Source organism: Aggregatibacter sp. oral taxon 513 (assembly GCF_018128305.1).
GTDB classification, from domain to species: domain Bacteria; phylum Pseudomonadota; class Gammaproteobacteria; order Enterobacterales; family Pasteurellaceae; genus Aggregatibacter; species Aggregatibacter segnis_A.
The window spans coordinates 1,748,851-1,763,974 of record NZ_CP072381.1; the positions used below are offsets into that span (position 1 = coordinate 1,748,851).

Here is a 15,124-nt window from a genome sequence, read left to right on the forward strand (position 1 = left end):
TCAAGTGCGGTCGTTTTTCAAAACGTTTTTAAAATCGACCGCACTTGGGCTCAATAGGGGTCAATACCCTGACTTATTCTTCGTCCAAGTCGATGTTGATACCAAGTGAACGGATTTCTTTCATAATTACGTTGAAAGATTCCGGTGTACCCGGATCCATGTGTTGGTTGCCGCTGACGATGTTTTTATACATCTTCGTACGACCGTTCACATCATCGGATTTCACGGTTAACATTTCTTGTAAGGTGTAAGCCGCACCATAAGCTTCAAGTGCCCACACCTCCATCTCACCGAAACGTTGACCACCGAATTGCGCCTTACCACCCAACGGTTGTTGAGTAACAAGACTATAAGAACCGGTTGAACGCGCGTGCATTTTGTCATCAACCAAATGGTTCAATTTGAGCATATACATGTAACCTACCGTTACCGGACGCTCAAATTTCTCACCTGTACGACCATCATAAAGGGTAATTTGACCGGAAGTCGGTAAACCACCAAGCTCTAATAAGCCTTTAATTTCTTTTTCATGAGCACCGTCAAATACCGGTGTCGCAATCGGCAAGCCTTTACGCAAGTTTTGCGCTAAACGCATTACTTCTTCGTCAGTAAAGGTGCTGAGATCCACTTTTTGTGAACCACCGCCAAGGTCATAGGCTTTCTGCATGTATTCACGCAATTTCGCGATAGATTGTTGTTGTTTAATCATCGCGTTAATTTGATCACCGATACCTTTTGCCGCCAAACCTAAGTGAGTTTCTAAGATTTGACCGATATTCATACGGGACGGAACGCCCAGCGGGTTCAATACGATTTCAACAGGTTGACCGTTTTCATCGTATGGCATGTCTTCCACAGGGTTAATTTTTGAGATAACCCCTTTGTTACCGTGACGCCCCGCCATTTTATCACCCGGTTGAATTTGACGTTTCACCGCCAAGTACACTTTAACGACTTTCAACACGCCTGGAGCCAAATCGTCGCCTTGGATAATCTTGTTGCGTTGAACTTCTAATTTACGTTCAAATTCTTTGCGTAATTCTTCGTGTTGTTCCGCTAACTGCTCTAATTGGTGTTGTTTTTCCTCGTTATCTAAGGTTTGTTCCAACCATTTAGTGCGGTCTAATTTATCTAAGGATTTCGCATCGAAACCACCGGACAACAATAGGTTGCGGACACGCATAAACAAGCCGGCTTCCAAGATCTCAAACTCTTCGCTTAAGTCTTTTTTCGCTTGTTTTAATTGCATTTCTTCGATTTCTAACGCACGTTTGTCTTTTTCTACGCCATCACGGGTAAACACTTGTACGTCAATAACGGTACCGGAAACGCTGTTTGGTACGCGTAACGAAGAGTCTTTCACATCAGACGCTTTTTCACCGAAGATCGCGCGTAATAATTTTTCTTCCGGGGTTAATTGGGTTTCACCTTTTGGTGTCACTTTACCGACCAGAATATCGCCGCCCTTCACTTCTGCACCGATATACACGATACCGGATTCGTCCAATTTACTTAATGCAGCCTCACCGACATTAGGAATATCTGCAGTAATTTCTTCTGCACCTAATTTGGTATCACGTGCTACACAAGAAAGCTCTTGAATGTGAATAGTGGTGAAACGATCTTGTTGTACGACACGTTCGGAAACTAACATGGAGTCTTCGAAGTTATAACCGTTCCACGGCATGAACGCCACACGAATATTTTGACCGAGTGCCAACTCACCTAAATCGGTAGAAGGACCATCCGCCAAAATTTCACCACGCTCAACCGGTTCACCTAATTCCACACAAGGAATTTGGTTGATACAGGTGTTTTGGTTAGAACGGGTATATTTGATTAAGTTATAAATATCAATACCAGCTTCGCCCGCAACGGTTTCGTCTTCATTGACTTTCACCACGATACGGGAAGCGTCCACGTATTGAATCGTACCACCGCGTTTTGCAATAACCGCAACACCGGAGTCAAGCGCTACCGCTTTCTCAATACCGGTACCGACTAATGGTTTATCTGCACGCAAGGTTGGAACCGCTTGACGTTGCATGTTCGCACCCATCAAGGCACGGTTCGCATCGTCATGCTCTAAGAACGGAATTAATGCTGCCGCCACAGAAACTACTTGTTGGGTAGAAACGTCCATATAGTGAATTTCTTCAGGTTTATAAAGACCTGATTCACCATGTTCACCACGACAGGTGACAAATGCATCGGTAAAGCGGAACTCTTCATCAAGATTTGAGTTCGCCTGTGCGATAACGTATTTACCTTCTTCAATCGCAGAAAGGTATTCGATTTCTTCAGTCACTTGGCCATTGACGACTTTACGATATGGTGTTTCTAAGAAACCATAGTCATTGGTACGTGCATAAACGGAAAGAGAGTTAATCAAACCGATGTTCGGACCTTCAGGTGTTTCAATCGGACACACGCGACCATAGTGAGTCGCATGGACGTCACGCACTTCAAAGCCGGCACGTTCACGAGTTAAACCGCCCGGTCCCAATGCAGAAATACGACGTTTGTGTGTAACTTCTGATAATGGGTTGTTTTGGTCCATGAATTGAGATAATTGAGATGAACCAAAGAATTCTTTCACCGCAGCAGAAATTGGTTTCGCATTAATTAAATCTTGTGGTGTCACAGCTTCCAGATCACCTAAAGACAAGCGCTCTTTCACTGCACGCTCAACACGCACTAAGCCAATACGGAATTGGTTTTCTGCCATTTCACCCACAGAACGAATACGACGGTTACCTAAGTGGTCAATATCATCCACTTCACCACGACCGTTACGAATTTCGATCAATTTCTTCATGACACTCACGATATCTTCGTTACTTAATGTGCCACTACCGGTGGTTTCTTCAATCCCTAAAGAGCGGTTGAATTTCATGCGGCCTACCGCAGACAAGTCATAACGGTCGGAAGAGAAGAATAAATTCTCAAATAACGCTTCTGCCGCTTCTTTTGTCGGTGGCTCACCCGGACGCATCATACGATAAATTTCCACCAACGCACTTAAACGATCGCTAGACGGATCAACACGTAATGTTTCGGAAATATATGGGCCGTAATCCAAGTCATTTGTGAATAAGGTTTCAACTGTGGTATAGCCTGCTTGTGCTAATTTCGCCAATACCTCAAGAGAAAGCTCCATATTCGCCGCACAAACTAATTCGCCGGTATCTAAATTGACATAGTCTTTCGCAGCAACTTTACCCACGATATATTCAGTCGGTACGTCTACTTGTTTAATATTATCTTTTTCTAATGCTTTAATATGACGAGCAGTAATGCGACGACCACGTTCCACATACACTTTGCCATTTGCTTCAATATCAAATGCTGCCGTTTCACCACGTAAACGTTCAGGCATTAAATTCATCAGCAATTTATTATCTTTAATTTCGAAGACAACTTTATCAAAGAAAAGATCTAAGATTTGTTCAGTGGTGTAACCCAATGCACGTAAGATAATCGTTGATGGTAATTTACGACGACGGTCGATACGGGCATATAAGTTATCTTTCGGATCAAATTCAAAATCCAACCATGAACCACGGTAAGGAATAATACGTGCGTTATACAGCACTTTACCTGAAGAGTGAGTTTTACCTTTGTCACTATCAAAGAATACACCCGGACTACGGTGTAATTGAGACACGATAACACGCTCAGTACCATTAATAACGAAAGTACCGTTATCGGTCATTAATGGGATCTCACCCATGTAAACTTCTTGTTCTTTAATATCTTTGATCGTGCCTGGCGCGGCATCTTTATCATAGCTAACTAAGCGTAATTTCACACGTAACGGTGCCGCATAAGTGGTACCACGGATTTGACATTCACGCACATCAAACACCGGCTCGCCTAGCCTATAGCTAACATATTGTAATTCGGTATTTCCATTGGTACTAACAATTGGGAATACGGAGCGGAAAGCGGCTTCTAAGCCTTGTTGACCATCCGGATCTCTTTGAATAAATTTTTCAAAAGAATCAAGCTGGATTGTTAATAAATAGGGAATATTTAAAACTTGCGGACGTTTGCCGAAGTCTTTACGAATTCGTTTTTTCTCGGTATAGGAGTAAACCATAGGGTTCCTCTGCTTGCTGTTCAGTGACCCACAATCAACACGCAATATTTGTGACAAATATTGGTGATAATGTATTAGATACCGTTTTTAGATGACCGCACTATGAACCTTACTTCTTTAGTGGGTAGCTCAAATTAAAATGCTTTGTTTAACTTGAGGAAACAAAAGTAATCAAACGGCAAATTTACTTCTGTTTTTGATAGCACAAAATGGCTGATGGTCACCCACCAGCCATTTAGCCTGAGAAACAGGACGAAATAAAATCAAAATTATTTGATTTCTACTTTCGCGCCAGCTTCTTCTAATTCTTTCTTAAGTGCTTCTGCTTCAGCTTTAGCAATGCCTTCTTTCAATACAGCCGGTGCAGATTCAACTAAGTCTTTAGCTTCTTTCAAGCCTAAACCGGTTGCACCACGTACTGCTTTGATTACTGCTACTTTGTTAGCACCAGCTTCAGCAAGAACTACGTCGAATTCAGTTTTTTCTTCTGCCGCTGCTGCTGCACCACCTGCTGGAGCTGCTGCTACTGCTGCCGCTGCTGAAACACCGAATTTTTCTTCCATCGCTGCGATTAATTCAACGATTTCAGTTACAGATTTAGAAGCAATCGCTTCAATGATTTGTTCGTTAGTTAATGACATAACAATCAATTCCTAAAGTAAATAAAGTTAATTGGATGAAGAAACGCTTGATTAAGCCGCTTCTTGTAATTTGTCGCGTAATGCCGCAAAAGTGCGAACAAGTTTGCCTGCCGCAGCTTCTTTCATTGTGCCCATTAAACGTGCAATTGCTTCGTCGTAAGTCGGTAATGTTGCTAAGAATTCAACATCTTGGATCTTACCTTCAAAGGCTGCACCTTTAAGTTCAAACTTATCGTTTGCTTTTGCAAATTCTTTGAACAAACGTGCTGCAGCACCTGGATGTTCAGTAGAGAATGCGATAAGTGTTGGACCGGTAAATGTGTCTTTCAAACACTCGAATTCAGTGCCTTCTACCGCACGACGTAATAAAGTATTACGAACAACGCGCATAGAAACACCCGCTTCGCGTGCAGATTTACGCAATTCGGTCATTTTATCTACTGTCACACCACGGGAATCCGCGATCACAGCAGAAAGGGCACCTTTGGCTGCTTCATTTACTTCGGCAACAATTGCTTGTTTGTCTTGAAGATTTAATGCCATTGGCTGTTAGCTCCTGAATACACTCCGATTGCTCGGAATTTAAATACCTAATAAAACAACTATTAGGACGAATTCGGTGCACAGAAGCAAGAAAATTCTTATTCTGTTCACCATCTACGTAGGATGATTAAGATTGCTCCCCTACGGTCTTGGACGGGGCTTGAATGAGGTCAAGCACCAACCAGAAATGCTAAACCGCAAATAAAATACGGTCTAAAAAGGACGGAAATTATAACGGTCGAAATAACATTTGTAAATGCCTGATGATAAAAAATCACCAATTCGACAATGATAAATGTCCGAAAAAATAACCGCACTTATAAAAGTGCGGTCATATTTCATCGTATTTCTACGGATTATAGTGAAGCTTGATCAACAGCTACACCGGCACCCATTGTAGTAGAAAGACTTACTTTCTTAATGAAGATACCTTTAGATGTTGCAGGTTTCGCTTTAGTTAAAGCCGCTAACAACGCTTGAAGGTTTTCTTTCAATTGTACTTCAGAGAAGTTTGCTTTACCGATAGTGGTGTGGATGATACCGTTTTTATCGTTACGATAACGGATCTGACCGGATTTAGCATTTTTCACTGCTTCAGCAACGTTTGGTGTGACAGTACCCACTTTAGGGTTTGGCATTAAACCACGTGGGCCTAATACTTGACCTAATTGACCAACAACACGCATTGCATCAGGAGAAGCGATAACAACGTCAAAGTTCATTTCGCCTTTTTTGATTTGCTCAGCTAAATCTTCCATACCTACTAAATCAGCACCAGCTTCTTTAGCTGCTTCTGCGTTTGCACCTTGGGTGAACACAGCAACACGAACTTCACGGCCTGTACCATGTGGTAATACAGTTGCACCACGAACGTTTTGGTCAGATTTACGAGGGTCGATACCCAAGTTTACTGCAACGTCAACACTTTCAACGAATTTAGCCGTTGCGAATTGTTTTAATACCGCGATCGCTTCGTTGATTTCGTATGCTTTAGTAGAATCTACGCCAGCTTTGATTGCTTTCATTTTTTTAGTCAATTTAGCCATCGTATTATTCCTCCACCACTAAGCCCATAGAGCGAGCAGTACCAGCAATTGATTTCATTTTGGTTTCGATAGACGCGCCAGTCATATCTGCTGCTTTAGTTTCAGCGATTTGACGAACTTGATCTAAAGTTACTTTACCCACTTTATCTTTGTTCGGTTTACCGGAACCAGATTTGATACCTGCAGCTTTTTTCAACAATACTGCTGCTGGTGGAGTTTTGGTAACGAAAGTGAATGAACGGTCTGCATAAACGGTGATAACAACCGGAATTGGTAAACCTTTTTCTAAGCTCTCAGTACGAGCGTTGAATGCTTTACAGAATTCCATGATGTTCACACCTTGTTGACCTAACGCAGGACCAACCGGTGGTGATGGGTTTGCCATACCAGCTGCAACTTGCAACTTAACGTAGGCTTGGACTTTTTTTGCCATTTTAGTTTCCTCTGAATGGGTAATAACGCTATTACTAGCTCCCCTGTTGTTAAAAAGGGTTGCATTCTAATCAAACACAACCGGTTTTTCAAGTAAAATGCCGAAAAATGCACCGCACTTAAAAAGTGCGGTGGAAAATTCAACCATTTTACTAGTTATTCTTTTCTACTTGACCGAACTCAAGTTCAACCGGCGTAGCACGACCGAAAATAGATACAGACACTTTTAAGCGGCCTTTTTCGTAATCCACTTCTTCAACTGTACCATTAAAGTCTGCGAATGGACCTTCGGTTACACGCACTTCTTCACCCGGTTGGAAGGTTGTTCTTGGTTTCGGTTTATCGCTGTTTTGTTCCAAACGATTTAAAATGATATCCGCTTCACGATTGCTAATTGGCGCTGGTTTATCCGGTGTACCGCCGATGAAACCCATAACGCGTGGCACGCTACGCACTAGATGCCAAGTATCATCGTTCATTTCCATTTGTACTAACACATAACCAGGGAAATATTTGCGTTCACTTTTGCGACGTTTACCTGCCACATTTTCCACGACTTCTTCTGTTGGTACTAACACTTCACCGAACTGTTCTTCCATATTGTGAAGTTTGATGTATTCACGCAATGTGGTCGCTACGCGCGCTTCAAAACCGGAGAACGCTTGCAACACATACCAACGTTTTTTATTTGCGGTTTCGGTCATTTTAGAATCTCCAGTCGGTTAAGAAGGTAATGATGCTAACGATAATTGAATCCAAGCCCCAAAGAATTAAAGACACAAATACGGTCACGCCAACAACAATAAAGGTGGTTTGCGTTGCTTCCGGACGGCTTGGCCAAACAATTCGACGTAATTCAGTACGGGCATCTTGAAAGAAACCAAGAGCTTTTCTGCCTTGATTGGTTGTCGCTGCAACCCCTAAAGAGATCAACAACAACACGATAACCGCGACAACGCGAATCGGGGTGGAATATTGATCTTGGAAATAGATATTACCAAATGCACTCGCAGCAATAATCGCAACGGCTAACAACCATAAAAAAATGTTTAATCCTTTAGACTTTTCAACCACAGTCTCAGATTCATTTTTCTTTTTCTCAATCTCTAATGCCATAAAAATTTATCCATTATGTAACTTTAAAAAATAGGGATCCTTTTTCGAACGCAGGATTATAGCAGCTAATTTTCCAGTTTCACAATTAAAAATTGCGCATTTACACAAGTGCGGTCGTTTTTCAGCGTGTTTTTAAAACATCGTCAAAAATCCACCGTACTTTTTACCACAACTGATACAACGCAATAATAAAGGGCATACTAAACATACAAAGGAGGGTGGTAACCCCATAAATGGCACTGGCTTTTTGCGGATTATTCCCAAAAATTAACGCCATTTGCGTGACCGTGGAAGCCGCCGGGCTCGTCGTTGCCAAGAAACTAATCAAAGCGATCGTTTCACCGTTTTGTACCCAACCTGAAAAGCCGCAAAGTTTAACGACAACCATTAAAAACAGCGGAATCACTAACAAACGCAGAAACGTCACCAAATAAATTCGTTTAGACGAAAAAAGCTCCCGTAGTGGAATAGAGGCAATCAGCATGCCGGCAATCAACATGGCATTCGGACCGATAAACATCCCGACGGAAGACAACGTACCATTGATGGTATCTGGCAGTTTAATTTGAAAGGCAAACATTACTAAACCCATCATGATCGACCAAATGTTGATATTTTTTAGCACCATTTTCAGCGTTAAATTGCCTTTGCCGGCAATAATCAGGCGACAGTGCGTCCAAAACATAAACGTTTGCACGATGATAAAACAACTGGCGTAAACCACCCATTCTTTACCGAACAATCCCATCACCAACGGAATAATCAAATTACCTGAATTGGCATAAATGGATGCCGCATGCTCGATAGGATCCAATTTCAGCGTTCTCTTTAACACCGCACCGATAATCACCAGCATGCCATGTAAAAACACTGCCATACCAAAAGACAGCATTAATCCCTCTAGAATTTCCGGTGTATATGAAATCTGAAAGGCCTCAATCATGACGGCGGGGCTGATGATATACAAACCGATAATAGACAATGGCTTGCTGTCTTCTGATTTCAGTAATTTGGCTTTTACCAACCCATAACCCATTAAGACAATAAGCGTGAGCTCAACAATTTTGCTACCAAGAATAAATGCGATATCCATAGAATACTTCGTCAATAAAAGGTCTCCGCCTCGTTTAAAATGGAGTTATTTTTGACCCATCACTTTTGCCCAATTCACCGCCGTTTCAATAGCGTTTCGGGCTTGTGGGCTATTGCGCCAACAAGTTGAACCCGTGATTTCAGCACCTCTTTGGAGAATAAAATCAGGACTGGTCACTGCTAGTATTTTGACGTCATCTAATCCCATTTCTTCCAAACGCTTTAAGATTGTTGCACCGATACCTTTTTGAGATAAAAGGCTACGTTTTTCATCTTCACTAAATGGCATAGTATGTCCTCATAAGATAAAAAATGCGGTGAAAATCCACCGCACTTTGTTCCACGTTATGCTTCCGCCTTTGGTTTAATCACCGCATAAATCACACCGGTGACGACGGAACCTATGGCGATAGCCGCAAGATACATCAACGGCTCAGAAACAAACGGTACCACAAATAAACCACCGTGCGGCGCTTGTAATGCAATGCCTAAACTCATGGAAATGGCGCCTGCAGTCGCACCACCTAGCACACTACTGATAATCACACGAAGCGGATCGGCCGCCACAAATGGCAATGCCCCTTCGGAGATAAAACAGAAACCAAGCACGAAAGAGGCTTTACCCGCATCACGTTGATTGGAGGTGAATTTACTGCGCGCTAACCAAGTGGCAATCGCCATGCCGATTGGCGGCACCATGCCTGCTGCCATTGCCGCTGCCATTGGGGTGTAAACCTGAGAGGCGATCATGCCCACGGAGAAAGTATAAGCCGCTTTGTTTACCGGACCACCCATGTCGATACACATCATGGTGCCGATAATCACACCAAGCACCATGGCATTCACATCGCCCATGGATTTTAGCCATTCACTCAACGCCGTCATGATTTTCGCGACAGGCGGGTTAATGAGATAAATCATGGCTAAGCCGACAATAAAAGACCCCAATAACGGCAAAATTAAGATCGGTTTAAGGGACATCAGGCTTGGCGGTAATTTAATCACATCATTAAGTCCTTTCACCACATAACCTGCAAGGAAGCCGGCGATAATGCCACCTAAAATCCCCGCACCTGCGGTCGTCGCCAACATCCCGCCGATTAACCCCACGGCAAGTCCCGGACGGTCGGCGATGGAGAACGCCACATAACCTGCAAACACCGCGATCATTAAGTGGAACGCCGCGCCACCACCGATATCCATTAAGGCTTTCGGCAAGCCGCCCGCGATATTTTCGTCTTTGAACGCTTCAATACCGAACATGAAGGAAATGGCGATAAGCAAACCGCCTGCCACCACCAACGGCAACATGTGCGATACGCCTGTCATCAGATGCTTATAGACGCCTTTCTTCTCGCCGCGCTCTTCGGCTTTCGCCGCGGACGTTGCGCCGCCTTCGTAAATTTTGGCTTCTTTAAAGGCTTTGTCGAATTCTTGCGCAGTTTTCTTCAACGCAAGTCCGGTAGAGGTGCGATACATTAATTTGCCTTTGAATTTATCCAACGGCACGTCAATATCCGCCGCCACAAACACCAAATCCGCTGCCACCACTTCTTCTGCCGTGATTTCATTGCCCGCGCCCACTTGTCCGCGGGTTTCCACTTTCACCTGCCAGCCTTGTTGTTTGGCGTAAGTTTCGATGGCTTCGGCAGACATGAACGTATGCGCTACGCCTGTCGGGCAAGCAGTCACCGCCACAATATTTTTCATTTTACCGTTAGAAACGACCGCACTTTCAGCAGGCGGAACATAATCCTGCGCCTGTTGAATGGCCGTGTCTAACAAGTTTTCGGGTGCGTTGAAATGTTCGTCAATTTTTGCCAAAAACACTTTTTTGCCATTAAATCCGGCATTATTGGGTAAAACATTCCCCAAAACGATGATCAAATCCGCCGCCTCGGCACTGTCCACGATTTGATGTTGCACTTGCGCAGTTTTACTTAGCATTTCACGCAATAGAAAGGCTTTGGCGTTACCCAAATTAGCGGATGGAGTTAAATAAATATGCATAAGATTATCCCTCAATGACAGTAATGTTGACATTGTTTAAAATTGGTTCAAGCAAAGTGCGGTCAGAAATGCCCACGTTACTTTGCGACACGGCAAAAGCGGACACCGCACTGGCAAAGGCAAGAGTGTCTTTTGGCGGAAGGTCGTTAATTAAACCGTAAATCAAACCCGCCACCATAGAATCGCCCGCGCCCACGGTACTCACCACGTTTTCGCATTTTGGCGGTTGTGCTTGGATCACAGCCTCGTCACTTAACCATAAAGAACCATTCGCCCCCATGGAAATAATCACATGAGCAATGCCCTGTGCTTTCAGTTGCTTCGCCGCTGCAATGATGTCGTTCATCGTTGGCAATCCATGCCCGATCCATGCTTCTAATTCGCGATGATTCGGTTTCACCAACCAAGGTTGTGCGCTCAAGCCCGCAGTTAGCGCTGCATTACTGCTGTCTAACACGACTTTTATGCCCGCCTGATGGAGTTGTTTTAGCCAATCGGCAAACAAGTCCGGCGTCACGCCACGCGGCAAGCTGCCACACACGGCAACGATGTCGAAGGATTTGCAATACGCAAGAGAATCCGCCACAAATTGTTGCCACGCACTTTCACTGATTTCATAACCTAAAAAGTTGAGATCAGTAACATCCGCGTCGGTTTCGGTAATTTTCACGTTGATTCGGGTTCTGCCCGGCACGCGTTGGAATTTGTCTTGTAATCCCAGTTTGTCGAATAAGGTGACAAAATCCCCTTGGTTGTCTTCGCCGAGAAAACCGCCCACAGTGACGTCAATGCCCAAATCTTTTAACACTTTCGCCACGTTAATGCCTTTACCCGCAGGAAAAAGCCCGAGGGTTTCCACGGTGTTGACTTCGCCCAATTCGATACGTTTTAAACGCCCGACCAAGTCATAAGCGGCGTTTAAAGTGATAGTTGCGACGTTTGCCATCATTATTCCCCTAATCCTGCGTTAATTGCTGCACCGATACCCTCAATAGCTTGTTGTGCTTGCTCCCCGGTGGCCACAAAACGTAAACGGTGGCCTTTCACTACACCTAACGCCACCACTTTCATCAGACTTTTTGCACTGACCAACGGCGTATCGCGATCGAGATTTTGTACGGCGATATTGGCGTTATATTTTTTTACTTCGTTCACTAACACTGCCGCCGGACGGGCGTGTAATCCGTGTTCATTTTTTACTTCAAAAACGCCTTCCACGGATTCACTCGGATTTTCCACCGCACTTTCACCACTTGGCGCAGAAATTGCCGACGCAACTTGCTCTATCACTTCAATGGTGTCCGGTTCGCTTGGTGGTACCGCAGAAATAGTTTCACCAAGCCCTGACGCAATCACCTTACCAATAGCTTCAACTGAAGCTTGTGCGTCATCGCCCTCCGCCACAAAACGTAAACGATGACCTTGCGTCACGCCCAAGGCGACAATTTTCATCAGGCTCTTAGCGCTCACCGGTACACTGGCGCGCGTGAGGTTTTCCACAGTAATTTTAGACGCGAATTTTTTCACTTCGTTAACCAAAATGGCGCTTGGACGGGCGTGTAAACCGTGCTCGTTACGAATAGTAAAGGTGCCGACAACGCTGCCGGCAGCCACAGACGGCACGGCAGACGCAGTTGATGTCGCCTGTGTCGCAGCTTGCGGAATCGCCTTGCCATTTAATGCTGCAGCAATCTGTGCGCTGTCGCCGTTTAACAAGATTTGCTGTACCTTGGCATCTAACAGACGGGCTAAAGTTTCGTCAATTTGCTCGTTTGCATAAGCCACCGTCACCACGCCATGCACGATTTTATTATTTAAATTAAACGCCTGTTTTGCACGACTGAACGCCAACCCATTCTTTTGGTTTCCTACGGCGGCATCGGTCACCCATAGACCTTGCGCCAACGGCAATGCCGGATTGGCAATGACTTCCGAAACGTACTGATGATTGACCGCACTTTGTTGTTCTAATTTGCCGGCGTTAATGGCGATTAAGGTGAGCAAACTGCTGGTGTCCACATCTAAGCTGATGTTTTCATCAACCACATTAAATTCATCCGCTTCACCCATTAAAATGGCGCGGAATTTTTTTACATCGGTGAGCGTGGCCAATTTTGCGGCCGTGTCTTCATCGCCGAGAACATGAGTCAGTTGACGCAATAATGCCAAATGCTCGTCAGAACGCGCCGCAATGCCGATCACCACATAAGCAATATTGCCTTCGCCCCATTCAATCCCTTGTGGAAACTGGAAAATCTGCACGCCGGTATTTTTTACCATGCCACGGGTTTCTAACGTGCCGTGCGGAATGGCGATGCCATTGCCTAAAAAGGTCGATGTTTGTTGCTCGCGCCCTAGCATGCCTTGTAAATAACCGCTTTCCACATAACCGGCCTGCTCTAGTGCGTTTGCCGCCAGCGTAATGGCTTGCTGCTTATTATCGGCACTCGCCGCCAAATGAATGTTACTTTCGGGTAAATTAAACATTCTGTCTCCTTGTTTCTACGAGGGTATAAATTGGGTACTGAACAATGCAAAAACCTTTCAGCTAAGATTTAAAATACAAAAAACTGCCGGTAAAAACCGACAGTTTTGTAAATTATTTTCCGGTGCACAATTTGAGTAATTGCTCGGAACCTTGCACGATATATTCGTCATTTTCAGACCGCACTTTGTCTTTTTTCAAATCTAACATGGCGTCATAAATACCTTGGGTCACGCTCGGCGCATCGATAAGACTCCAGCATTTTGTATTCAGTTTGCCAAAATTATTTTGTAACGCAGAGGCATGTACAACGCCGCTGTAATAGGCATAAACATCGGAATCCTGTCCTTGTGGGCTATACAATTTTTCTTTGATTTGTTCAACAGGCACAAGAATTCGACCTAAATACCAATCATTGGCGCCACTGGCGAAAGAATTCACATTAAAATCGCTGTGCACGCGCCCTTGGTAGGTTGCGACCGTAGCCTCATACGCGGTGGCGTAAGATTTTTGGTCAATTTTATCTTCGTCTAAGTCAATGACCGTTTTTTTGTCGCCTATGAAAGGCACATACGAGGAAAGGGAACAAGCGCTCAATAAAGAGGCTAGGAAAAGAATGGAAAGTTTCTTAATCATAAAAATCCTTGAATTTCGGTGGAAGAAAACAAACTAACTCAAGCGTGGCGCTCATTATACTGTTTCTCTAGCATGCAATAAATAGCTCACGATTATTGCACGTTAAACTGCTGCAACTCATCCAATGTGTTGATATTGGTAAACGCCGCCTTATTTTCTGAAAAATCCACACTCACAGCCTCATTTTGGCGCATAAAATGCAACATTCTGCGTTCACCGGTAGCCAAATAAGCCGCAAGTTTCTCTTTTAAGCTACGCGCCATTAAACAGAAAGTAGGATGTTCACGCTCACCATCATGCACATACGCAATAGAAACGCCGTGAAAATCCACCGCACTTTTTAATTTTTCCAGTAAATTGTCCGGAAAGAAGGGGCTATCACAAGGCACAAATAAGACAAAATCCGTCTCAGATCGTTCCAGCGCGGTCAAAATCCCACTTAACGGCCCTTGAAAGCCTTCGATATTATCGCCAAACACCGGCAATCCGGCGACAGCATAAATCGCCTGATTGCGATTGGCGTTAACAGAAATGTGTTCCACCTGCGAATGCAGGCGATCATAAATAAATTGAAATAACGGTTTTCCCTGCAGGGGCTGCAAGCCTTTATCGACACTGCCCATGCGTTTTGCTTGCCCGCCGGCTAAAATGACTGCGCTAATTGAAATTGTCATGCTTCTTTGTTTTCTTATGAAGTTAATTCAAGTATGATCCCGCCCGTTTATCTCACAATAATAAGGAAATGCGTATGAAATGTCATCGCCTGAATGAAGTGTTGGAACTTTTACAACCTTACTGGTCTAAAGACCCCGATTTATCATTAATGCAAATTATGCAAAAAATTGCCGACGAGACGGGATTTGATAAACCTCTCGCAGAACTATCTGATGAAGTCATCATTTACCACCTAAAAATGGCCGGCAAAGATAAATTCGAGCCGATTCCCGGCATTAAAAAAGATTACGAAGAAGACTTTAAAACCGCGTTATTAAAAGCGCGCGGTATTATTAAATAAATCGAT

15 protein-coding genes are annotated in these 15,124 nt (G+C 44.0%); 1 reads left to right on the forward strand and 14 read right to left on the reverse strand.

What is annotated here, in order from left to right; translation table 11 throughout:
• Positions 1–73: 73 nt before the first annotated feature.
• The 14 genes from rpoB to mobA all read right to left on the reverse strand — a co-directional run bounded on the left by rpoB (position 74) and on the right by mobA (position 14,777).
• Positions 74–4,102, reverse strand: coding sequence for a DNA-directed RNA polymerase subunit beta (rpoB, locus tag J5A60_RS08380; RefSeq protein WP_109859791.1), 4,029 nt, complete (start codon positions 4,100–4,102; stop codon positions 74–76).
• 269 nt (positions 4,103–4,371) lie between these two features.
• Positions 4,372–4,743, reverse strand: coding sequence for a 50S ribosomal protein L7/L12 (gene rplL / locus J5A60_RS08385; RefSeq protein WP_005558353.1), 372 nt, complete (start codon positions 4,741–4,743; stop codon positions 4,372–4,374).
• A gap of 51 nt (positions 4,744–4,794) precedes the next feature.
• Positions 4,795–5,286, reverse strand: coding sequence for a 50S ribosomal protein L10 (gene rplJ / locus J5A60_RS08390; RefSeq protein ID WP_005703558.1), 492 nt, complete (start codon positions 5,284–5,286; stop codon positions 4,795–4,797).
• Positions 5,287–5,642: 356 nt separating this feature from the next.
• A complete protein-coding gene (rplA, locus tag J5A60_RS08395; RefSeq protein WP_005703561.1) occupies positions 5,643–6,332 on the reverse strand; it encodes a 50S ribosomal protein L1 in 690 nt (229 codons plus the stop codon).
• A gap of 4 nt (positions 6,333–6,336) precedes the next feature.
• Positions 6,337–6,765 (reverse strand): 50S ribosomal protein L11, encoded by a 429-nt coding sequence (gene rplK / locus J5A60_RS08400; protein ID WP_005627653.1) that lies wholly within the window; start codon positions 6,763–6,765, stop codon positions 6,337–6,339.
• Between the two features lie 151 nt (positions 6,766–6,916).
• A complete protein-coding gene (gene nusG / locus J5A60_RS08405) occupies positions 6,917–7,468 on the reverse strand; it encodes a transcription termination/antitermination protein NusG (RefSeq protein ID WP_048750834.1) in 552 nt (183 codons plus the stop codon).
• 1 nt (position 7,469) lies between these two features.
• Complete coding sequence (gene secE, locus J5A60_RS08410; protein WP_109128772.1) at positions 7,470–7,880, reverse strand: preprotein translocase subunit SecE; 411 nt, start codon at positions 7,878–7,880, stop codon at positions 7,470–7,472.
• A gap of 163 nt (positions 7,881–8,043) precedes the next feature.
• Positions 8,044–8,973, reverse strand: a complete 930-nt coding sequence (locus J5A60_RS08415; protein WP_212510066.1) for an AEC family transporter — start codon at positions 8,971–8,973, stop codon at positions 8,044–8,046.
• A gap of 45 nt (positions 8,974–9,018) precedes the next feature.
• Positions 9,019–9,261: a recombinase RecA gene (locus tag J5A60_RS08420; protein WP_109859793.1), complete on the reverse strand. Its 243-nt coding sequence runs from the start codon at positions 9,259–9,261 to the stop codon at positions 9,019–9,021.
• A 56-nt stretch (positions 9,262–9,317) separates the two neighbouring features.
• On the reverse strand, positions 9,318–10,982 hold the full coding sequence (locus J5A60_RS08425; protein WP_212510067.1) for a fructose-specific PTS transporter subunit EIIC: 1,665 nt from the start codon (positions 10,980–10,982) through the stop codon (positions 9,318–9,320).
• 4 nt (positions 10,983–10,986) lie between these two features.
• Positions 10,987–11,928, reverse strand: coding sequence for a 1-phosphofructokinase (fruK, locus tag J5A60_RS08430; protein WP_212510068.1), 942 nt, complete (start codon positions 11,926–11,928; stop codon positions 10,987–10,989).
• Between the two features lie 2 nt (positions 11,929–11,930).
• Positions 11,931–13,469 (reverse strand): fused PTS fructose transporter subunit IIA/HPr protein, encoded by a 1,539-nt coding sequence (gene fruB, locus J5A60_RS08435; protein WP_212510069.1) that lies wholly within the window; start codon positions 13,467–13,469, stop codon positions 11,931–11,933.
• Between the two features lie 112 nt (positions 13,470–13,581).
• Positions 13,582–14,103 carry a hypothetical protein gene (locus J5A60_RS08440; RefSeq protein WP_212510070.1) on the reverse strand — a complete coding sequence of 174 codons (522 nt, stop codon included), beginning with the start codon at positions 14,101–14,103 and terminating at the stop codon, positions 13,582–13,584.
• A gap of 92 nt (positions 14,104–14,195) precedes the next feature.
• Entirely contained in the window at positions 14,196–14,777 is a 582-nt protein-coding gene (gene mobA, locus J5A60_RS08445; protein WP_212510071.1) for a molybdenum cofactor guanylyltransferase MobA, read from the reverse strand.
• 74 nt (positions 14,778–14,851) lie between these two features.
• Here mobA and J5A60_RS08450 point away from each other — a divergent pair, with 74 nt between their 5' ends.
• Positions 14,852–15,118 (forward strand): YihD family protein, encoded by a 267-nt coding sequence (locus J5A60_RS08450; protein WP_109128764.1) that lies wholly within the window; start codon positions 14,852–14,854, stop codon positions 15,116–15,118.
• The last annotated feature ends 6 nt before the right edge of the window (positions 15,119–15,124 follow it).

What these genes read in the sequence shown, in the direction of transcription:
- rpoB (WP_109859791.1), bottom strand. Translation starts at nt 4,102, where the DNA reads ATGGTTTACTCCTATACCGAGAAAAAACGAATTCGTAAAGACTTCGGC.
- rplL (WP_005558353.1), bottom strand. Translation starts at nt 4,743, where the DNA reads ATGTCATTAACTAACGAACAAATCATTGAAGCGATTGCTTCTAAATCT.
- rplJ (WP_005703558.1), bottom strand. Translation starts at nt 5,286, where the DNA reads ATGGCATTAAATCTTCAAGACAAACAAGCAATTGTTGCCGAAGTAAAT.
- rplA (WP_005703561.1), bottom strand. Translation starts at nt 6,332, where the DNA reads ATGGCTAAATTGACTAAAAAAATGAAAGCAATCAAAGCTGGCGTAGAT.
- rplK (WP_005627653.1), bottom strand. Translation starts at nt 6,765, where the DNA reads ATGGCAAAAAAAGTCCAAGCCTACGTTAAGTTGCAAGTTGCAGCTGGT.
- nusG (WP_048750834.1), bottom strand. Translation starts at nt 7,468, where the DNA reads ATGACCGAAACCGCAAATAAAAAACGTTGGTATGTGTTGCAAGCGTTC.
- secE (WP_109128772.1), bottom strand. Translation starts at nt 7,880, where the DNA reads ATGGCATTAGAGATTGAGAAAAAGAAAAATGAATCTGAGACTGTGGTT.
- J5A60_RS08415 (WP_212510066.1), bottom strand. Translation starts at nt 8,973, where the DNA reads ATGGATATCGCATTTATTCTTGGTAGCAAAATTGTTGAGCTCACGCTT.
- J5A60_RS08420 (WP_109859793.1), bottom strand. Translation starts at nt 9,261, where the DNA reads ATGCCATTTAGTGAAGATGAAAAACGTAGCCTTTTATCTCAAAAAGGT.
- J5A60_RS08425 (WP_212510067.1), bottom strand. Translation starts at nt 10,982, where the DNA reads ATGCATATTTATTTAACTCCATCCGCTAATTTGGGTAACGCCAAAGCC.
- fruK (WP_212510068.1), bottom strand. Translation starts at nt 11,928, where the DNA reads ATGGCAAACGTCGCAACTATCACTTTAAACGCCGCTTATGACTTGGTC.
- fruB (WP_212510069.1), bottom strand. Translation starts at nt 13,469, where the DNA reads ATGTTTAATTTACCCGAAAGTAACATTCATTTGGCGGCGAGTGCCGAT.
- J5A60_RS08440 (WP_212510070.1), bottom strand. Translation starts at nt 14,103, where the DNA reads ATGATTAAGAAACTTTCCATTCTTTTCCTAGCCTCTTTATTGAGCGCT.
- mobA (WP_212510071.1), bottom strand. Translation starts at nt 14,777, where the DNA reads ATGACAATTTCAATTAGCGCAGTCATTTTAGCCGGCGGGCAAGCAAAA.
- J5A60_RS08450 (WP_109128764.1), top strand. Translation starts at nt 14,852, where the DNA reads ATGAAATGTCATCGCCTGAATGAAGTGTTGGAACTTTTACAACCTTAC.